Raw genomic sequence first — 18,912 nt, forward strand, 5'->3', positions numbered from 1 at the left:
ATCACGATAATTATTCTCATGTACATTTGCATATGTAATGCCGTCACTGAACGCCAAGTTCACGCCGCCGTCGATGCGGGCGCTACTACACTGTCCGATTTGCAGTTTGAATTGGGGGTAGCGTCGTGCTGTGGCTGCTGTGCAGAGATGGCTCAAGAATATCTGCCAGGTGGCCGCTGTTCCAGCGTGTGCCAGGGCAAGTCGATGGCTGTGGATCTCACGGCCTCTGCTCCCATGGTTGACGCCCAGCCCGCTGCCAATAGTTTTCCGATCGCGCTGGTTGCTGCAGCCTGAGACGGGACATCGTTGTGCAGCCAAGGCAGCGCGTCCAGCCTGCCTGGTAGCGACAGCGCGCGGCTGCGTGCGTTGCAGTTCTCCAACATCACCGCTTGTCGAGATTTGAGCCGATTTACGTTCATACGGCGCGCATCATTCGACATTCGGCGGGCAATTTTCCTCGACATTTTGCGTATTGGCCGGCCTCAACGGCAAGCCTGGCGTCACGCTATGTGCGGATAGTCCGAAACGCATACTCATTCTCATTTTGTTGTCGCTTTCAGATTGCGCTTGCAAAGCCATTTATCAAATGCAGCGCGGCTCTAGCCGTGACCCCGCCGGCGGTGTTAGCCTGCGATCGTTGCATACGCGATAAGGCGTACGCAGGGTCGCGGGCGCCGCGTCCCGGGATCGTAAGGAGTACACCATGAAAGGCGACAAAACCGTCATCCAGTTTCTGAACAAGCAACTGACCAATGAGCTGACGGCCATCAATCAATATTTCCTGCATGCCCGCATCTTGGGGCATTGGGGCCTGAAGAAGCTGGGCAAGCACGAATACGAAGAATCGATTGGTGAGATGAAGCACGCCGATCGTTTGATCGAGCGTATCTTGATGTTGGACGGTCTGCCGAACTTGCAGGACCTGCACAAGCTGCTGATCGGCGAAGACGTCCCCGAGTTGCTGGCCTGTGACCTGAAGGTCGAGCAAGGCGCGCAAGCCACGGTGAAAGAAGCCATCGCTTACTGTGAGTCAGTGCGTGACTACGTGTCACGCGATCTGTTCCAGGCCATCCTGGACGATACTGAAGAACACATCGACTATCTGGAAACCCAGATTGAGCTGATTGACAAAGTCGGTCTGCAAAATTACCTGCAAAGCCAGATGGAAGTCGAAGGCTGATTGGTTTTTCAGGCGGCGTCGATGCGCTAACGCCCGCATTGCCGTTGTGTTGAGCCCATCCAGACCGGCCGGTCTGGATGGGCTCATTGCATTCGAGGACCAGGCGTGTGCATCTCCGCTGTCTGATTGTCAACCGATCCGTCAGCGGCCTTTGTCTATTAGGGCTTGACGATATGCCAGACGTCTTTGACGTTGTCGCCGGTCTTGTCGCCCGGGTTTTTGTCTTTCACGAACAGGTATAGAGGCTTGCCTTTGTAGGCCCATTGTTTGGAGCCATCGTCGCGGGTGATGATGGTCAGGTCGCCTTGCGGCTTGGCATCGGCGGAGGCCATCACGGGCGGCCAGGCCTTGGCGCATTGGTCATAGCAGGCGCTCTTGCCGTTTGTGTCCTTGTCGAAGGTATAGAGCGTCATGCCTGCGTTGTCGACCAGCATGCCGTCCTGGGTCTTGACTGCCTGAGCGTGGGCGCTGACCGAAAACAAGGTGGCGCAGGAAACGAGCAGGGTTGCAGCGATTCGAGTGTGCATGGCGTGTCATCCAGTATGAGAAAAGGGGACTGCTTGCTATAGACGTCGCTCACATCTACTTTATTCCACTTCCGATGAAAATAAGGATGAAAAGAGCCCCCACGCTGCGCTTTGGCTTGCTGCCCCCCCAAGGGGGCTTTTTTGTTTTGGGGCGGCCCGGCAACAAAAAGGCTGCCTCGTGTGAGGCAGCCTTTTTAGCGGGGGCATACCAGCCGCGCGATTGCACGGCGTATGGTGTATGCCGTTCTGCGCCGGTGACCTATGCTCCACGTCCTATTGACGCGCTGGACACTCGGCGATGGTGCCCCAGGCACGATTCGGGCCACAGTACTTGTTGCGGGCGTTCCACGAGCACGTGGGGCGCTGGAAGAAGCCCTCATTGGCACATTGGGCCAGTTCTCGTTTGAGGGAGTCCTGCCAGTTGCCCGCAGGAGCAGGAGCTGCTCCGCGAGGCGCGGTGTTTGCCGCGGTGACCGCATAACCGTCCTGATTGGCGGGCGGAGGCGTGGTGGTGGTGGGCGGCAAGGCCTGCAAATCCAGCGTAGTGACATCGGAGGTGCCGGAAGGCAGCGGGACGTTGGATGCCGCTGCGAGGTGGCGAGCCTCGTCCATACTGATATTGTCACGCGAAATCTGAATCGACGGGTCCTTCGCCGTTTCGAACAAGGAAACCATCGGTACGGCCCAGCTCTGGCCATTGGGTTTGTCGGGCACGCCAAGGCTGCCGTCCACCCGAGGTTGGGGGGGCTGAGCGACATAGGGGCGACCATTGGCGTCCAGGATGGGCTCTTGAGACGCCAGGGCTTCCTGGCCCGGTGCGGCCGAGGCTTTGGGGGCGTGTGAAACCAGCCAATCACCCAGTTGGATTCCACCCCACGCCGCAGCGCCTAGCGCCAGCAGAAGCGTCGCGAATAATACTCGCCAAGACATTGCTACCCTCATTTTTGCGGCGCCCTGTTCAGTTTACGCATGGCTGCTAAAAACCTGACCGCCGTGCTCACGCATCGCGTGGAATTTCACATCCGGATACAGGTCCTCAGCCACGCGCAGCTGCGCAGGCGAACCAATCAAAAAAGCCGCCGCATCAACGACATCATAGGCGATGTGCGCCGCGTTGGCATCCATGAACTTGCGCAGCGCGCGCGGGTTGTCCGACGTGATCCACCGAGCCATGGTGTAGCGCGATGGCAACATCCGGGCCTCGACGCCGTATTCGGTCTTAAGGCGATGTGCGACGACCTCGAACTGCAGTTGACCGACTGCACCGAGCAGCAGCGTGCCGCCAGCCGCCTCAGGACGAAAGACCTGGATCGCGCCCTCTTCGCCCAGCTGAGTCAGACCCACGCGCAACTGTTTGGTGCGTAAAGGATCTTTGACTTCCACGGCTTGAAAGAGTTCGGGCGCAAAGAACGGCAAGCCCGTGAAACGCAGGCTTTCGCCCTCGGTGAGTACATCCCCCAGCTGTAATACGCCGTGGTTCGGAATACCGATGACGTCGCCGGCATAGGCCTCGTCCAGCAGCTCGCGGCGCTGAGATAGGAACGACACCACGTTATTGGGGCGCATTTCCTTGTTGGTGCGGGCGACTTTCAAACGCATGCCGCGCTCAAAGCGTCCGGAGCTCACGCGTACGAACGCCACGCGGTCGCGGTGGGCAGGATCCATGTTGGCCTGCACTTTGAACACGACGCCGGTGAATTTGGGTTCTTGAGGCTCGACCAGGCGTTCCAGTGCCTGGCGCGCTCCAGGCGCGGGGGCTTGTTCCACCAGCGCGTCCAGGACCTCCTGGACACCGAAGTTGTTGATGGCCGAGCCGAAAAAAACCGGGGTCTGCTTGCCAGCCAGAAAGGCGTCGCGATCGAAGGCAGGAGCTGCCTCCTGAATGAGCTCGATCTCGCTGTTGGCCTGTTCGAAGGCCGAGCCGAAGCGTTTGGCGATTTCGGGGTTGGACAGGCCATTGATGATGTCGTCGTCGTCGGAGCGGCGTTCCTGGCCGGGACGGAAGACGCGCATGCGATCGCGGCGAATGTCGAATACCCCGCCAAAGGCCTTGCCCATGCCGACCGGCCAGGAGAACGGCACGGCGTCCATGCCCAGGTGGCCTTCGATTTCGGAAAGCAGATCCAGGGGCTCGCGGACTTCGCGGTCCATCTTGTTGATGAACGTGATGATGGGGGTGTTCCGGGCGCGGCATACCTGCAACAACCGGATGGTCTGCGGCTCTACCCCGTTGGCAGCGTCGATCACCATGAGCGCCGCGTCTACCGCTGTCAACACCCGATAGGTGTCTTCGGAGAAGTCTTGGTGGCCCGGGGTGTCCAGCAGGTTGATGACGCAATCGCGGTATTCCATCTGCATCACGGATGATGCGACCGAAATCCCGCGCTGCTTTTCGATTTCCATCCAGTCTGACGAGGCGTGGCGCGACGCCTTGCGAGCCTTGACGCTGCCGGCGATCTGAATCGCGCCTGCGAACAGCAGGAGCTTTTCGGTCAGCGTGGTTTTGCCCGCGTCCGGGTGGGAGATGATGGCGAAGGTACGTCGCCGGGCGACTTCTTGGGAAATATTCATGGTTGATGCGATTTTACTGACGCGGATCGTACGCCGGTAACCGGCCTTGTTACATGGGCCTTGTTACGTGTGACGACGAAAAGTGGCCAGGAAGGCGCCCGCCACAATGAACAGAGAACCGAAAATGCGGTTCATCCAGCGGATATGGCGGGCACTGCGCAACAGGCGCAGCACCTTGGCAGCCAACAGGGTATAGACGCCCATGGCGACCAGGTCGGTGAACACCAGGGTCCCGGCCAGGGCCAGGTACTGCGGGGTCAGAGAGGCTGCCGGATTCACAAACTGGGGTACGACGGCCAGCAAGAAAACCGTGCCTTTAGGGTTCATCAGATTGACGAGGATGCCGCGCAGCACCAGATCGCGCACTGAGAAGTCGGCAGGGTTGCCGGCATCGACGGCGACCGGCGCCGCATCGGTACGAATCTGGCGTATGCCCAGATAGACCAGGTAGGCCACGCCCAGGTATTTCACGATCGAGAATGCGAGCTCGGACGTGGCCAGTACCGCGCCCAGACCTACTGCAACGATCACGAACTGCGCCATGATCCCGATGATCAAGCCTACCGTGTTCCAGTACCCGCGTGCAAAACCGTACTTCAGGCCCGAGGTCATGGCCGAAATGGCGCCCGCGCCCGGCGAGAAGGAAATAGCCCATGAGGCCACAAAAAAGGTCAGCCAGGTCGAGAGCGTCATGATGGTTTACAGACAGAATGACACGGGTGAAAGGAACGGAGGGTTGATATTACTTGCCCAACAAGGCCGCACGGGGCGCACCGGCAGCGCGATTGGAGCCTGCCGCGGAACGGCCGGCGCTTGCGGGACGGCCTGACGGACGGCCGTTACCGTCGGTGCTGCGAGGACCTTGCGATTGCGGACGGCTGTCTTGGCGATGGCCGCCGGCTGGGCGGTCGCCGCGAGCGGCTGACGGCTGGCGTGGATTACCTGCCTGGCCCTGACCTGCCGGGCGGCCTGCTCCCGTTCCATGGCGAGGTGCCAGGCCTGCACGGCCTGCGTGGTGTTCCGCGCCATTGCCGCCATGAGGCTCGCCGCCGTTGCGCGCGGCGCGAGATTCGCCATTTGCGCCGCGAGCGTCGTTGGCGCGATGGCCGTTCGTTCCGGCCCCGCGGCTGCCACCAGGGCGTTGGCCGCCCTGGCGTTGCTCGCTACGCGGGCTGCCGTGGCGGCGTGGTTGGCGCGTGTCTTCGTCGCGCTCTTGGCGGGCGTAAGCGGCGGCGGTGTTGCCGGCAGACGGCGTCCAGCCTTCCACCGGCAGGCGCTCGATGGTTTTGCCAATCAGACGTTCGATACCCTTGAGCAGCTTGATTTCGCTTTGGTCGACCAGCGAAACCGCCGCGCCCGTCGCCCCTGCCCGGCCCGTACGGCCGATGCGGTGCACGTAGTCTTCGGGGACGTTGGGCAGCTCGAAATTCACGACTTGCGGCAATTGGTCGATATCCAGGCCGCGCGCGGCAATATCGGTGGCGACCAGCACGGTCACGTTGCCGTCCTTGAAGCCGGCCAAGGCGCGCGTGCGCGCTGCCTGGCTCTTGTTGCCGTGGATGGCAGCCGCGCTCAGGCCGTCTTTCACGAGTTTTTCGGCCAATCGGTTGGCGCCGTGCTTGGTGCGGGTGAATACCAGCACCTGATACCAGCCGCTTTCGCGAATGATGTGGCTGATGAGGTCGCGTTTGTGGTGCTGTTCGACCAGGTGCACGGTCTGCTTCACCAACTCGGTCGCGGTATTGCGCGGGGTGACGGAGACTTCGCCGGGATTGTTCAGTACGCCGCGGGCCAGGCCACGGATCTCGTCCGAGAACGTTGCCGAGAACAGCAGGTTCTGGCGTTGCTTGGGCAGCAGTGCCAGGATTTTGCGGATGTCGCGGATAAAGCCCATGTCCAGCATGCGGTCGGCTTCGTCCAGGACCAGGATCTCGACGCCGGACAGATCCACGGTTTTCTGGCCGCAGTGATCCAGCAGACGGCCGGGCGTGGCTACCAGAATGTCCACGGGCTTTCTCAGCGCGCTGATCTGCGGATTGATGTTGACCCCGCCGAACATCACCATGGAGGTCAACGGCGTGTGTTTGCCATAGGTCTGCACGGATTCGGCGACCTGCGCCGTGAGTTCGCGCGTCGGGGTCAGGATCAGGCAGCGTGGGCGGCCCGGGCTCTTCAGAGCGGGCTTGTTTTGCATCAACAGATGCAGGATGGGCAGCGTAAAGCCGGCGGTCTTGCCGGTACCCGTCTGGGCCGCAGCGAGCAAATCGCCGCCTTTTAACACCTGGGGAATGGCTTGCGCCTGAATCGGGGTGGGCGCGGTGTAGCCGGTTTCGGCGATGGCACGCAAAAGGGGATCAGCCAGCCCGAGGTCGGCAAAAGAAACAGTGGCAGTCAAAACAACTCCAGCAACAGCCAGTCGCTCTAGTTGAGAGACTCCAATCCAGGCGGTCGAATGAGGAGATAAAGGAAAGGCCCGGCTCGTGTCGGGCCTGGCGTGGCGGCCTAGCGCCAGCGATGTGTGCTGATTGGCTAAGCACACGGCGTGTATTGTAGCCCATGCCCATGCGGTTTCACGTAACAAGAGATAGGGGACGTTACATCGCGCCCTGGGCAAAGCAGGCTCAACCTGCTGTAATGTCCCTCTCTTTGTTGAAAGGATTGAGGACACGATGAACATCCCCCGTTGGCTGGGTCTTTCTTGGTTGGCGTTGATTGCCGCTTTGTTGTCGGGTTGCGGCTACAACAGCATTCAGGCGGCAGATGAGGAGGTCAAGGCCTCGTGGTCCGAAGTCCTGAACCAATATCAACGGCGTGCCGACCTCGTGCCGCAGCTGGTGAAATCGGTCGATGCCTATATGACGCACGAGCGTGATGTGCTGACCCAGGTGACCGAGGCGCGCAGTAAAGTCGGCAGCTTGCAGATTTCTGCGGATCAGCTGGATGACCCCGCTGCGCTGGAGCGTTTTCAACAGGCGCAGAGTCAGTTGACGTCCGCACTTTCGCGTCTGATTGCTGTGTCTGAAAATTATCCGCAGCTCAAGGCGGATGGCTTGTTCCGCGATCTGATGACGCAGCTCGAGGGCACGGAAAATCGCATTTCGGTGGCGCGCGGCCGGTATGTGAAATCGGTGCAGGCGTATAACGTGCTGGTGCGTCAGTTCCCTGCCGTGATTACTGCCAAGGTGTTCGGCTATGCGCCCAAGGCCAATTTCAGCGTGGAGAACGAGGCAGCCATTTCGCAGGCGCCGAACATTCAATTCAGCAACCAGGCTCCGTCTTCTGCTCCGGCAACGACAGCGCCTGCTCCGGCTCGGTAAGCGGGTGAGGGTAAATCGGGTGTTGTCGCGTATGGTCTGGCGCAAATGTGTATCCTGGCTCCCCCGCGGGCTGATGCTGATGTTGTCCGGTATGTTGGTTGGCATGCCGGTGAGTGCGCAGCTCGCGCCGGCCGCACAGCATGATGCTGTGCCGCCAGTAATACGAACGATCCCACCCGTTTCATCTGGTACGGGAGCAGCGCCGGTTGTCCCTCTTGCACCCGCGCCAGAGACCTCTGCGTCGACGCCATCGAGGGCGTCGACGGTCTCGCCAGCCGATGGCTCGACAACGAATGCTCCCGCCGGCGTGCCGGCATTGCAGGCGCGTGTCACAGATCTGACGGGCACGCTGGATACGGCGCGTCGCCAAGGGCTGGAGCAGCGCCTGGCCGCATTGGAGCAGCGCAAGGGGGCGCAGGTCGCCGTGTTGATTGTGCCGACGACGGCGCCGGATACGATCGAGCAGTTTGCCACGCGTGTGTTCGATGCCTGGAAACTGGGGCGTAAGGGCACAGACGATGGCGTGCTGCTGATCATGGCCAAGAATGACCGCACATTGCGTATCGAAGTCGGCTATGGCCTGGAAGGCGCCATTCCAGATGCGATGGCGGGCCGCATTATTCGCGAACAGATCGTACCCAGGTTGCAGGCGGGTGATTACGCTGGGGGCATCGAGGCCGGCGTCGCGGCGATCGAGAAATTGGTCGATGGCGAGGCGTTGCCTGCTCCGTCCGCTAATTCTGACGAATCCATGTTCAGCGGTTTCAGCGTGTCGGAACTGGACTTGGCGTTTGTGATTGGAATGACCGTCTTGTTCCTGGCAGGATCTACCCTGGTAGCTGGACTGGGAGCGGCAGTCGCCTCATGGTTTTTTTTTGGTACGTGGTGGGCTGTCGTCGCCGGTGGTGTGGCGGGCCTGTTGCTGAGTGGTGTGTTGGGGGTGTTGGGGGTCAAACGCCTGTTTCGGGAATGGCTCGGCCGGGGTGGTGGCGGTGGCGGTAGTGGCGGCGGTTTTGGTGGTGGATTTGGCGGTGGCCGAGGGGGCCGTGGCGGTTTCGGCGGCGGTGGCGGGTTTCGCGGGGGCTTCGGAGGCTTCGGGGGCGGTGGTGGCCGCAGCGGGGGCGGTGGAGCGTCAGGGCGTTGGTAGGGGTGCTGTTGCTTTTCGGGGGCGCTCTGTTGGGTTCTTAAGACGTCCCGGGTGCGTGCCGGCCTGCTGCACCGGGCCTATCGCACGGGTTCGGCCCGTTAGCAGGGGCCGAAGTCCCCTGCGGGGACTGCCCCGCGCTCTACGGCCCGGCGCAGCAGGCCGGCACGCACCCGGGACTCGCGATTGAGATGAACAACGGATGCTGGCCGGCGTTAGGCGGTTGCCGGTTCTATTTCCAGTGATTCGCGTGACATGGCTTGTAGTTGCGGCATCAGGTTCAATAGGTGGCGGGAGTATTCATGCTGCGGGGCCTTGAACAGTGTTTCGGTGTCTGCGACCTCTAGGAGTTCTCCGTGACGCATGACGCCGACACGGTCGCACATTTGGCGGATGACCGGGAGGTCGTGGCTGATGAACAGCATGGTTAGGCCCAGTTGTTCCTGCAGGTCTTTGAGCAGGTTCAGGATCTGTGCCTGGATGGATACGTCCAACGCTGAGGTGGGCTCGTCGCAGATCAGAAAGCGGGGCCGTGTTGCCAGCGCGCGTGCAATGCATATGCGTTGGCGTTGCCCGCCGGAAAATTCGTGTGGATAGCGTGGGGCCGCGCTTGCGCCGAGTCCGACACCATCAAGCAGGTCGGACACAATGCTGCGGGTCTGGGCTTCGTTATCGGCCAATTTATGAAATCGGATTGGCTCTGCGACGATGTCGAGTACGCGCATGCGCGGGTTGAGGGACGAAAACGGATCCTGGAACACCATCTGGATCTGGCGTCGAAAAGCGTTCATGCGTTTTTCGTCTTTCAGTGTCGTGAGGTTGGTGCCGTTGAAAATCACGGATCCGCCGCTCGGGGTATACAGCCCGCTTATCAGACGCGCGACGGTCGATTTGCCTGAGCCCGATTCACCGACCAAGCCAAACACTTCGCCCTGTGCAATCGAAAAATTGACTTGTTTGACCGCGTCCAGCGTGCGCCGATTGCGCGCCAGAAAGGCACTCTTGAGGACAAAGCGCATGCCGATGTCTTGCACCTGGACCAGTGGCCCATTGGCTTTTTCGCCAAAATCGCGGCGCTGGCCTAACCAGTGTGTGGCGATGTCCATCGGTTTGACGGGTGTCTTGACGTCCTCGATGTAGGTTACCAAGGGGAAGCGCCGCAGTTTGACATCGGGGCGTGGGACGGCTGAAATCAAGCTGCGTGTGTAGGGATGGTCGGGGTTACCCAGGATTTTTGCGGTGGGGCCTTGTTCGACCAGCTTGCCGCGATAGAGCACAGCAACACGATCGGTGATGTCTGCGATCACGCCCATGTCGTGCGTGATGATGATCATGCCGACCTGTTTTTCTTTACATAGCTTGCGCAGCAGATCGAGGATCTGGGCTTGGATCGATACGTCCAGCGCCGTGGTGGGTTCGTCGGCAATGATGATCTCGGGTTCGCAGCACAAGGCCAGCGCAATCACCACGCGTTGACGCATTCCCCCCGAGAACTGATGCGGATACTGTTTGACCCGCAGTTCTGGCTGATCAATGCCGACTTGCCTGAGCAGATCGACCGCACGCTGCTGTGCCTGGGCGTGGCTCAAATCCAGGTGCACCAGCATGGTTTCGACTAACTGGCTTTCTACGGTTTGCAGCGGGTCCAGCGATGTCAGCGGATCTTGAAAGATCATGCCGATGCGGCGGCCGCGCACTTTGCGTTTGTCGGACTCGGGCAAGGTATCGATGCGCTGTCCATCCAGATGTACCTCGCCACCGGCGAGGCGGCCTGGATATTCCAGCAATCCGATCACAGCGTTGCCGATGGTGGATTTCCCCGCGCCGGACTCTCCGACCACACCGAGAATTTCGCCACGATCCAACGAGAGCGACACACCATCGACGGCGACCAGTGTGCCGCGCCGGCTGGCGAATTCTATGCGCATGCGGGCGATATCAAGTAATGCCATGACAGTCCTTTAGCGCAATTTGGGATTGAGGGCGTCGCGTAGCCAATCGCCGAGCAAATTGACCGACAACACTAATGCGACCAAGGCGATACCCGGAAAAATAGATATCCACCACATCCCGGAAAACAAATAGCTATTGCCGATACGAATCAATGTGCCCAGCGACGGCGCGGTGGGCGGAACCCCCACCCCCAGGAATGACAGCGTGGCCTCGGTAATGATGGCAATGGCCAGATGGATGGTGGCGATGACCAGCACCGGACCCATGACATTGGGCAAGATATGCCGGCGCAAAATCGTCAACGGACCAATGCCTATCAGTTTGGCAGCCTGCACGTATTCCTTGTTGCGCTCGACCATGGTGGAGCCACGCACCGTGCGCGCGTATTGCACCCAGCCCGAGATGCCGATGGCAAAGATCAACACATACAGCGCCAATTGGTCATGCATGTCGCGCGGCAACAGACCGCGTGCCACGCCGTCGATCAATAGCGCAATCAAAATTGCAGGGAACGAGAGCTGTACGTCGGCGATGCGCATGATGACGCTGTCGACACGGCCGCCGACGTAGCCGCTGATCAGGCCCAGCGAGACGCCCAGCACCATGGAAAACAGGACCGATGCAAAGCCGACAAACAGGGATACGCGAGAGCCATACAGGATCGCCGACAAAATATCGCGACCCTGATCATCGGTACCCAGTAGAAAGTCTGTCGTGCCTTCGGGATTCCATGCGGGTGGCGTGTTGGCATCCATGATATTCAACGATGCCAGATCGAAAGGATTGTGTGGCGCGATAAAGGGTGCGCATAGCGCTCCGACGACGATGACCAGAGTGATGACGGCAGAAATGACGGCGCTGGGTGTGCGTTTGAAGCTATACCAAAGGTCGCTGTCGGCCGCGCGCGCAAACAGTGGGGCCAGGCGGGCAATCATGAGTGCTCCTTCACTTGCTTTGCACGCGCAGGCGTGGATCGACAACGACGTACAGAATGTCGACGATGAGATTGATCAGCACAAAAAAGAACGCGGTCAATACCAAATAGGCTGCCATCACCGGGATATCGACTGTGCTGATGGCCTGGATGAAGAGCAGCCCCATGCCAGGCCACTGGAATACGGTTTCCGTAATGATGGCAAAGGCGATGATGGAGCCCAGCTGCAGGCCCGTGATGGTGATGACGGGAACCAGCGTGTTTTTCAATGCGTGGCGGAAATTGATCAAGCGCTGCGGCAGGCCACGTGCACGGGCGAATTTGATGAAGTCTGCGCGCAGGATCTCCAGCATCTCGGCGCGCACCAGACGCATGATCAGCGTCATTTGAAACAGCGCCAGCGTGATCGCCGGCAGGATCAGTGCAGCCAGTCCGGATGGCGTGAGCAGACCCGTCGTCCAGCCGCCGATCGCGATGACTTCGCCGCGGCCGAAGCTCGGCAGCCAACGCAACTGCACGCTGAATACCAGAATGAGCAGAATGCCGATCAGGAAAGTCGGCAAGGAAATGCCTGCCAACGATAACGCCATAAATGCCCGGGACAGCACGCCGTGGCGCCGCAGCGCGGTATAGATGCCCATGGGGATGCCAAAGGCCAAGGCCATCAACGCCGAGACAAAAGACAGCTCCAGCGTGGCTGGCAGGCGCTGTTCGATGAGATCGCTGACAGGCTGGCGCTGACGGTAGGAAATGCCAAAATTGCCCTGTGCAGCATTGCTCACGAAGCGTGCATACTGCACGACGAACGGATCGTTGAGCCCCAAACTCTGGCGCAGTTCGGCGCGTTGAGCCTCGGTGGTGTCTTGCCCTACCATGCTGACGATGGGGTCGCCAACGTAGCGGAACATGGCAAATGCAATGAGCGCGACGGTCAGCATGACTAGGACCGATTGCAGCAGGCGTCGCCCGATAAAAGCCAGCATGAGCGGATTCCGTGAGGGGGAAATCAGATACGCGTGATGTGACGGTTCGTACGTATCGTGTTTTCGTGTGCGGTGCATCGCGCAGCAGGGATCGACCCTGCCGCGCGAGACATGAATTCAGCTTGTCTCGCGCTGCGCGAAGCTACGAGGCAACCAGCGAGCCATATCCTCACCAGTCCGCTCATCCTCGCGCAGCGGCTCATCAAGGCATGACGACGTTGCGCAGATCCAATACGTCATCGGCGCGCTGCACGACCTGGAGCGAGTCTTTGATGCCCCAAGACATCGGCTGCTGATGCAACGGCAGGTAGCCGTAGTCTTTGCTCACGATCTCAAAGGCTTCTTTGATCATGGCGTTACGCTTGGCTTGATCGGTTTCTACGCCGATCTTGTTGGTGAGTTCGTCGACTTTCGGGTTGCAATAGCCGCCCAGATTGAATTGCCCCGCCGCTGTCTTGCTGTTTCGGCACGATGCCAGGTTCAACAGCACGTTGTGGGCATCGGTAGAGCTTGGCGTCCAGCCGAGCATATACATGCTGGTGTCGTTGCCGGCCTGCAGCAGGATCTTGCCGAAGTACTTGGACTTGGTTTGTGCGAGCAGGTTGATCTTGATGCCCACACGCGCCAGCATGCCGGCGACGGCCTGGCAGATCTTTTCGTCGTTGACGTAGCGATCGTTGGGGCAGTCCAGTGTGACGGTAAAGCCATCGGGATAGCCGGCATCGGCCAGCAGTTTCTTGGCGCGGGCGGGATCGGGTTTGTAGGGCTCGCCATAGGAGTCATCGTAGCCATTGACCGACGTCGCGACCAACGAGCCCAAAGGCTTGGCGGCGCCGCGCATGATCTTCTGGTTGATGGCGTTGACGTCTACTGCCAGCACAACCGCCTCGCGCACGCGAGCGTCTTTGAAGGGATTTTTGCCCTTGATGTTCGAGTACAGCAGTTCGTCGCGGTGTTGATCCATTCCGATGAACACGGTACGGGCCTCGGGTTCAGTCAAGGGCTTCACGCCGGGGGCGTCTTCCAGGCGTTTCCAATCCTGCACCGGCACGGGCTGAACGATGTCCATCTCGCCCGAGATCAATGCCGCGACACGCGTGGCTTCTTGAGTGATCGGTTGGAAGACGACTTCGTCGATATTCGTCTTGATGTCTTTATTCCAATAGCCGTCAAAGCGTTTGAGCGTGGTTTTCACATCGGGTTGGCGCTCGACCAGAACGAAAGGGCCCGTGCCGTTGGCATGCAGGTTGGCGTAGTTGCCTTGATTGTCGCCCTTGACGTTTGTAGCTTCGGTGGTCTTGTTTTTCTCCGACCACGACTTGCTCATGATGTAGAGAAAGGTCCACTCTCGCGGCAGAATCGGGTTGGGAGTGGGCGTGATGACTTCGATGGTGTGGTCATCGATTTTCTTGACCTCGGAAGCTTTGGCGCCGTAGCCCTTCATGTCCGAGCCCGGCGTCATGCTGCGTTTCCACGAGAAAATCACATCGTCCGCGGTAAAGGGCGAGCCGTCATGAAACTTGACCCCTTTGCGCAGCTTGAACACCCATTTGGTCGGTTCGGTGTTTTCCCAGCTCTCCGCCAATAGCGGGACCAGTTTCATGTCGCCGTCGTAACCGGCGAGTGTCTCGTAGATGTTGCCTTGAAAGCCCAGCGTGAAGGTTTCATTCAACGCCATGGGGTCCATCGAAGTGGCATCGCCCTGATAGGCCCAGTGCAGGGTCTTGGCGTGCGCGGTGCCCGCGACTGTCGCGGCGCAAATGGCCAGCGCCAACGCCGAACGCTTGATGAGAGGAGTGATACGCATAGCCCTTTGTGCTCCGTGTAATGCGCGGATTGCGCGACAGAAGTAACAGGGCCCCCGCCCCGATGGTATGTATAGGCCGGGGGCTCGGCGTATTGCTTACAACGATGCGAGGCCTTGTATGAGGCGATGCGCGACGGCGTGCGCATGATGGCGCGCAACGGCGGCGTTGATCACTGTATAGGACTTCGAATTCACGATAGACCTGACCTCGGGTGATTCGGTTGCTCGGCGTGGGATAAGTGCTGCCAAGGTACGTCGAATCTTATAGAGGCAGTGATTTAAGCGTCAACTGTTTTGGCTTGGGGTTAGTACTCGGTTGCGGCTAGTGAAAAACCCGGGTGTATGCGAGCGTGAGGCGATTGGGAAAGCTTGGACTGGGCGGCAGATTTCCCCAAGATGTATCGGCTCAGGATCCGCCATCCTGGGCCGCCAGGATGCGTGCCAGCTCGGCTATGGTGCGTTTGCGGCGTTCGTCGTCCTCGTGGCCTTTGTTCAATGCGGACCATTCGGGGCGGCTGCGGGCCTCTTTCAGGGCGTCGGGAAGTCGGCCCGAGCGCCATGCCTTGTCGGCCGGCCGATCCAGATGGACGGGATCGCGTGCGGCATGTCCGCGACGTTCCAACGCGTTGATCAGTTGACGTTGCCGCATTGCTAATAGGCGTAGTACTGCATCGTCGACGGTGATTTCGCGATAGCCGCGCAGTTTGCCCATCAGCCGTCCGCCAAAACGTTCGACGCCCTGCCAGAGTCCCCCCGCGGCAGCGCCGATCAGCATGCCGGTACCCAGGCTCAGGCCCGCGCTGAGCATATCGACGGCCGCGCCGGCCATGGCGCCCGCGGCCATGCCGGTACCTAGCTGGATTCCCATGTCTTTCAGGGCCTGGGGGTGAAATAGATCCATGCCCCAGCGGGTGTCGGTCAACGGCAGGCCGTCCTCGGCATAGTCGCTGCGGTGAAAGTTGTATAGCGCGAGCAAGGCATCGACGCAGGCCTGTTCGCGGCGCCGGACCTGTTCGCGCAACGTCGCAGCGTGTGTTTGCAGGGCCTCGTCATCGGGCGGGCTCGCAACCCGTAGCGCGGCCACGTCTATCAGCAGGTCCGCGGCCAACTGCCAGGCGGCTTGGCTGCGTTCGGTGCGCTGGAGCACCATCGCGTCTGACAGGCGATGCAATATTGAGGCATGCCGGTCCAGCAAGACTGCCAATTTGGCATACAACTGACGTTCGCCATCGAGAGGCGGCGCCACCGTGTCGAACTCCAGCGCGGCATGCAAACCCAGACGCGACATCGCATCGCGCCATTCATCGGCACGGTGGGCGGGAGCATTGACGAAGTTCAACACCGGCAACAGAGGCCGGCCGCACGCTGCCAGCAAGGCTAACTCGTCCCGATGTTTGCTCAGCACAGGATCGCGTGCGTCGATCACGTACAGGGCCGCATCGCAGTCCAGCATTTTGGTCAGCACGCGGGCTTCCTGTTCGTAGCGCCGGTGTGCTTCGGGCGAATCCAGAAAACGGCGAATACGTGCGGGACCATCGCGACGCGTATCCGGGTTGTCGAGCCTTTCGAGGTACTCCAGCAAGGCGATGCTGTCTTCCATGCCTGGCGTATCAAACCATTCCAGCACAGGTTTGCCATCCAGTTTCAGGCGTGCGCCTTCTACGTGGCGGGTGGTGCCAGGACTATCTGCGACTTCGCCGAATTCGCTATTGCGCGTCAGCGTGCGCAACAATGACGTCTTGCCAGTATTAGTGTGTCCAACAACGGCGATCTTCAGCATCGGATCACTCATTGCCAGTCTCCAGCCAGCGTAGCGGGCGATCGGCATTTTGCACAATGGCGTCCGGCGCCATGCCGGTCGCCATGAGGCGTTCACGCCATGTTTGCAGGCGGTTTGATGAAGAGGAATGTGCCTCGTGTGTGTACAGCCACACACGCGTTTGGCCAGTCTTGTCCGTCAGCGAAGCGATCAGCCCCAGCGTCCCGCGATCAGGCGTCTGGCGGGCGTCGCACGCGATCAGCAGACGCGGGGTATGGCTCTGAGCCAATGCATCCTGCAAACGATTGCGTTGCTCGCGTGAATCCAGATTGCCCGCGTCGACCACGCCGCCGGGGACATCCTCGGGCGGCCAGGGCAGATCGGTGGGCAGTTCCAAGCCGACTAACAGAGGCTGGGTGCCCAATGAATCCAGCGCGTCTGATTCGATGGAGCGTCCAGCGCCAATCTGGGGTTGATGCAAGGGATCGACCGGACGGTCAATGCCGCTGGACTGTACGGTCGGCAGCAGGCGGTCGCGCAATGTGGCGTAGCCGGGCAATGTCGGATCGATATGCAGACGCTGTTTTGCATGGATTGTTTGGGCCAGGCACAGCAACCATGCAATGAGTCGGGGCAGCAAGCCATACACCACGATCACGCCGATGAGCCAGACCGACCATTGGGCCTGTGCCGCGGCAGGCAGCGTCTGGCTGTTGTCGCTGGCGCGCACGATGTCGTCGGCCGGGATGGCGAATCCCAGCTGTGCAGGCAGCCAGCCCAGCGCGCGCGTCAGAAAAACGAAGGTCTCCGGCTGTAGTAGCGTAGTCGCCCAGACAAAGCGATAGCTGGCGGTAGAAAGCATCACCAGCAAGGTGATCAGCGCTGCGCCCAGCCCTGCCAGCCACAGGGTATGGCTGATCGTGCCGAATAGACTGCGCAAGGCCCCTGCCCGCGCCAGTAGATTCATCAACGCTTGCGGCACGAGGGCCGCATCTGGGCCTCGTGCAAATTTGCGGGTCGCCCAGAGCCACAGACGTCCCAGGCCTGTGGCCTGGCTGGGGCGCAGTAGAAATGACGCCAGCCAAAGCAAAAAGGTCAACGCATGCAGACCGAGCAGCGTGCCGACCGCCCACAGGACATTAACGGGGCGCGTTCCATCGCCTAATGTGCCCGCTGCTGAACCGATCCCGGCCAGGACAGCGATCAACAACAATAGCAGCAGGCTGATGACTGCGCCCTGACGCCAGCGCCCTATCAGTGCGTCCAGACCCTCACGGCGGCCGAGCCATTGTGCGCGCAGCAAGACGCGGTCTTGCAGAACGTCGGGTCCATTGCGCGCGTGGCGTACGGCGTCGGCGTCTTCGAGAGGCCCCCAGTGTTCTTCGCGCAGGCGTATCGCTTCGGCCAACCAGTGCGCTTGCCACGGCGGGGTGTTTTCCAAAGCCGTCGTAGGGGCGGCAGGGGGTACCATCAACGAGCGGGGGGCGCGTCGGTCTTGTCAGAGGCGCCAAACCAGTTCTGCAGCTTGACGCTGGCCTGTTGTTTGACGTCGTCATTGATGTAGAACGCCACCGTCGCCAGTGCCGCGGTCATGACGCTCAGGTCATCGGTGTAGCCCACCAGCGGCGCCAGGTCCGGAATGGCGTCTAAGGGCAACACGAAATAGCCTAATGCGCCGTAGATGACGCGACGCGCCCATTTGGGCGTATCGGGACTTTTCACGGCGTAATACAGCCATAGTGCTTTTTCCAGTGCCTGTCGACCCGCGGCCGACGCATGGCGTGTCGCCTTGCGCCAGAAGCGCTGGTCGGAATAGGCCTTTTCGTAGGTAGGGTTCGCAGTCGACATGGTGCGTTGGGCGTCAGCCCAATGGTGATCAGGTAACAACCCATTGTAGACCGCCCCGCTGACGTCTTTGTTCGAGTCTGTTGACGGCGTTGTGCGGGACGACCCGTTTACAACATTGCGTAGCGCTGGCAGAAGCATCGCTGATTGCAACGTTGTTGCGTATAAATAACGATCGTTACGTTTAATTTGACAGTTACGTTGCTTGTTGTTTCTCGGAACGTTAAATTTGCCGTTAATAACTCATTTTGTGAAAATAGAAATATTTTGTTTCGTTTGTTCCACCTATAGCAGGGCTGCCGCGACTGTACGGGTCCACGGGCTTTGCAGAGAGACATCATGATGCTGAAAAAATTGCTCGTCGCGTCCTTCGTAGTCGCCGCTTTCAGTCAGTCCCCCGTCCAAGCCGCAGGCACTCTGGTAGGCCAAGTGGGAGTACAAATGGTCATTGGGGCCGGCTGTACCATCATCAACGGCTCCGTTGCTGGCGGCATCAATCAATGGGGTACCTTGGATTTCGGCACGTATGCCGATTTAACCAACGTGGTGGATGCTCAAGCGGTGGGAACGTCGGGCAATATCCAGATCCAATGCAGTACTGGATTGACTCCGGTGTTGCAGGTTAACGCGGGTTTGCATGCCTCAGGCGGTCAGCGCTACATGCAGAACAGCACTACGACCTCGAGCACGATAGCCTATAACCTGTATTCGGATGCCGCGCGTTCCGCATTGATCCAGGCCAACACGCCCGTGGACATATCCTCGGTGTCAACGGGCACTGCGGTCAATATTCCGCTCTATGGCCGTGTGGTGCCTACCGGGCAGGCAACGCCGACGCCTGCAGCTGGCACCTATATCGATACGCTGTTGGTGACGCTCGCCTGGTGATAGC

Annotated in this window: 17 protein-coding genes; 5 read left to right on the top strand and 12 right to left on the bottom strand. The window is 60.1% G+C overall.

Translation table 11 applies throughout. The features are described 5' to 3' along the window. Positions 1-18: 18 nt before the first annotated feature. Complete coding sequence (locus CAL20_RS01055; RefSeq protein WP_094824053.1) at positions 19-294, top strand: (2Fe-2S)-binding protein; 276 nt, start codon at positions 19-21, stop codon at positions 292-294. Positions 295-703: 409 nt separating this feature from the next. Then, positions 704-1,180, top strand: a complete 477-nt coding sequence (bfr, locus tag CAL20_RS01060) for a bacterioferritin (RefSeq protein WP_094824054.1) — start codon at positions 704-706, stop codon at positions 1,178-1,180. Positions 1,181-1,338: 158 nt separating this feature from the next. Here the strand turns inward: bfr and CAL20_RS01065 are convergent, their stop codons facing one another. From CAL20_RS01065 to CAL20_RS01085, 5 genes are all read right to left on the bottom strand, one after another. Continuing rightward, positions 1,339-1,707 (bottom strand): COG4315 family predicted lipoprotein, encoded by a 369-nt coding sequence (locus CAL20_RS01065; RefSeq protein ID WP_094824055.1) that lies wholly within the window; start codon positions 1,705-1,707, stop codon positions 1,339-1,341. A gap of 273 nt (positions 1,708-1,980) precedes the next feature. Next, positions 1,981-2,649: a hypothetical protein gene (locus CAL20_RS01070; RefSeq protein ID WP_094836976.1), complete on the bottom strand. Its 669-nt coding sequence runs from the start codon at positions 2,647-2,649 to the stop codon at positions 1,981-1,983. A 21-nt stretch (positions 2,650-2,670) separates the two neighbouring features. Beyond that, positions 2,671-4,278 carry a peptide chain release factor 3 gene (locus tag CAL20_RS01075; RefSeq protein WP_094824057.1) on the bottom strand — a complete coding sequence of 536 codons (1,608 nt, stop codon included), beginning with the start codon at positions 4,276-4,278 and terminating at the stop codon, positions 2,671-2,673. A gap of 63 nt (positions 4,279-4,341) precedes the next feature. Further along, positions 4,342-4,971 carry a LysE family transporter gene (locus CAL20_RS01080; RefSeq protein ID WP_094824058.1) on the bottom strand — a complete coding sequence of 210 codons (630 nt, stop codon included), beginning with the start codon at positions 4,969-4,971 and terminating at the stop codon, positions 4,342-4,344. A gap of 49 nt (positions 4,972-5,020) precedes the next feature. Beyond that, positions 5,021-6,673: a DEAD/DEAH box helicase gene (locus tag CAL20_RS01085; RefSeq protein WP_176456633.1), complete on the bottom strand. Its 1,653-nt coding sequence runs from the start codon at positions 6,671-6,673 to the stop codon at positions 5,021-5,023. Between the two features lie 274 nt (positions 6,674-6,947). On the opposite strand from CAL20_RS01085, the gene CAL20_RS01090 reads away from it, so the two are divergent. Both CAL20_RS01090 and CAL20_RS01095 read left to right on the top strand, forming a co-directional pair. Continuing rightward, on the top strand, positions 6,948-7,595 hold the full coding sequence (locus CAL20_RS01090; RefSeq protein WP_094824059.1) for a LemA family protein: 648 nt from the start codon (positions 6,948-6,950) through the stop codon (positions 7,593-7,595). A 73-nt stretch (positions 7,596-7,668) separates the two neighbouring features. Then, complete coding sequence (locus CAL20_RS01095; RefSeq protein ID WP_254924449.1) at positions 7,669-8,742, top strand: TPM domain-containing protein; 1,074 nt, start codon at positions 7,669-7,671, stop codon at positions 8,740-8,742. A gap of 212 nt (positions 8,743-8,954) precedes the next feature. Here the strand turns inward: CAL20_RS01095 and CAL20_RS01100 are convergent, their stop codons facing one another. The 7 genes from CAL20_RS01100 to CAL20_RS01130 form a co-directional block, all read right to left on the bottom strand. Beyond that, a complete protein-coding gene (locus tag CAL20_RS01100) occupies positions 8,955-10,691 on the bottom strand; it encodes an ABC transporter ATP-binding protein (protein WP_094836977.1) in 1,737 nt (578 codons plus the stop codon). A 9-nt stretch (positions 10,692-10,700) separates the two neighbouring features. Beyond that, positions 10,701-11,627 carry an ABC transporter permease gene (locus CAL20_RS01105; RefSeq protein ID WP_094824061.1) on the bottom strand — a complete coding sequence of 309 codons (927 nt, stop codon included), beginning with the start codon at positions 11,625-11,627 and terminating at the stop codon, positions 10,701-10,703. 10 nt (positions 11,628-11,637) lie between these two features. Then, the gene (locus CAL20_RS01110; RefSeq protein ID WP_094836978.1) at positions 11,638-12,609 is read right to left on the bottom strand and encodes an ABC transporter permease; all 972 of its coding nucleotides are present in this window, start codon (positions 12,607-12,609) and stop codon (positions 11,638-11,640) included. A gap of 202 nt (positions 12,610-12,811) precedes the next feature. Further along, on the bottom strand, positions 12,812-14,416 hold the full coding sequence (locus tag CAL20_RS01115) for an ABC transporter substrate-binding protein (protein WP_094824063.1): 1,605 nt from the start codon (positions 14,414-14,416) through the stop codon (positions 12,812-12,814). 406 nt (positions 14,417-14,822) lie between these two features. Further along, a complete protein-coding gene (locus tag CAL20_RS01120) occupies positions 14,823-16,208 on the bottom strand; it encodes a GTPase/DUF3482 domain-containing protein (RefSeq protein WP_094824064.1) in 1,386 nt (461 codons plus the stop codon). Continuing rightward, a complete protein-coding gene (locus CAL20_RS01125; protein ID WP_094836979.1) occupies positions 16,201-17,646 on the bottom strand; it encodes a DUF2868 domain-containing protein in 1,446 nt (481 codons plus the stop codon). The genes CAL20_RS01120 and CAL20_RS01125 overlap by 8 nt, the downstream gene beginning before the upstream one ends. Next, complete coding sequence (locus CAL20_RS01130; protein WP_094836980.1) at positions 17,646-18,023, bottom strand: YkvA family protein; 378 nt, start codon at positions 18,021-18,023, stop codon at positions 17,646-17,648. The genes CAL20_RS01125 and CAL20_RS01130 overlap by 1 nt, the downstream gene beginning before the upstream one ends. Before the next feature lie 336 nt (positions 18,024-18,359). On the opposite strand from CAL20_RS01130, the gene CAL20_RS01135 reads away from it, so the two are divergent. Next, positions 18,360-18,908, top strand: coding sequence for a Csu type fimbrial protein (locus tag CAL20_RS01135; RefSeq protein ID WP_217903956.1), 549 nt, complete (start codon positions 18,360-18,362; stop codon positions 18,906-18,908). The last annotated feature ends 4 nt before the right edge of the window (positions 18,909-18,912 follow it).

It is taken from the genome of Bordetella genomosp. 4 (genome assembly GCF_002261185.1).
GTDB lineage: Bacteria > Pseudomonadota > Gammaproteobacteria > Burkholderiales > Burkholderiaceae_B > Bordetella_A.

What these genes read in the sequence shown, in the direction of transcription:
- CAL20_RS01055 (WP_094824053.1), top strand. Translation starts at nt 19, where the DNA reads ATGTACATTTGCATATGTAATGCCGTCACTGAACGCCAAGTTCACGCC.
- bfr (WP_094824054.1), top strand. Translation starts at nt 704, where the DNA reads ATGAAAGGCGACAAAACCGTCATCCAGTTTCTGAACAAGCAACTGACC.
- CAL20_RS01065 (WP_094824055.1), bottom strand. Translation starts at nt 1,707, where the DNA reads ATGCACACTCGAATCGCTGCAACCCTGCTCGTTTCCTGCGCCACCTTG.
- CAL20_RS01070 (WP_094836976.1), bottom strand. Translation starts at nt 2,649, where the DNA reads ATGAGGGTAGCAATGTCTTGGCGAGTATTATTCGCGACGCTTCTGCTG.
- CAL20_RS01075 (WP_094824057.1), bottom strand. Translation starts at nt 4,278, where the DNA reads ATGAATATTTCCCAAGAAGTCGCCCGGCGACGTACCTTCGCCATCATC.
- CAL20_RS01080 (WP_094824058.1), bottom strand. Translation starts at nt 4,971, where the DNA reads ATGACGCTCTCGACCTGGCTGACCTTTTTTGTGGCCTCATGGGCTATT.
- CAL20_RS01090 (WP_094824059.1), top strand. Translation starts at nt 6,948, where the DNA reads ATGAACATCCCCCGTTGGCTGGGTCTTTCTTGGTTGGCGTTGATTGCC.
- CAL20_RS01095 (WP_254924449.1), top strand. Translation starts at nt 7,669, where the DNA reads ATGCTGATGTTGTCCGGTATGTTGGTTGGCATGCCGGTGAGTGCGCAG.
- CAL20_RS01100 (WP_094836977.1), bottom strand. Translation starts at nt 10,691, where the DNA reads ATGGCATTACTTGATATCGCCCGCATGCGCATAGAATTCGCCAGCCGG.
- CAL20_RS01105 (WP_094824061.1), bottom strand. Translation starts at nt 11,627, where the DNA reads ATGATTGCCCGCCTGGCCCCACTGTTTGCGCGCGCGGCCGACAGCGAC.
- CAL20_RS01110 (WP_094836978.1), bottom strand. Translation starts at nt 12,609, where the DNA reads ATGCTGGCTTTTATCGGGCGACGCCTGCTGCAATCGGTCCTAGTCATG.
- CAL20_RS01115 (WP_094824063.1), bottom strand. Translation starts at nt 14,416, where the DNA reads ATGCGTATCACTCCTCTCATCAAGCGTTCGGCGTTGGCGCTGGCCATT.
- CAL20_RS01120 (WP_094824064.1), bottom strand. Translation starts at nt 16,208, where the DNA reads ATGAGTGATCCGATGCTGAAGATCGCCGTTGTTGGACACACTAATACT.
- CAL20_RS01125 (WP_094836979.1), bottom strand. Translation starts at nt 17,646, where the DNA reads ATGGTACCCCCTGCCGCCCCTACGACGGCTTTGGAAAACACCCCGCCG.
- CAL20_RS01130 (WP_094836980.1), bottom strand. Translation starts at nt 18,023, where the DNA reads ATGTCGACTGCGAACCCTACCTACGAAAAGGCCTATTCCGACCAGCGC.
- CAL20_RS01135 (WP_217903956.1), top strand. Translation starts at nt 18,360, where the DNA reads ATGATGCTGAAAAAATTGCTCGTCGCGTCCTTCGTAGTCGCCGCTTTC.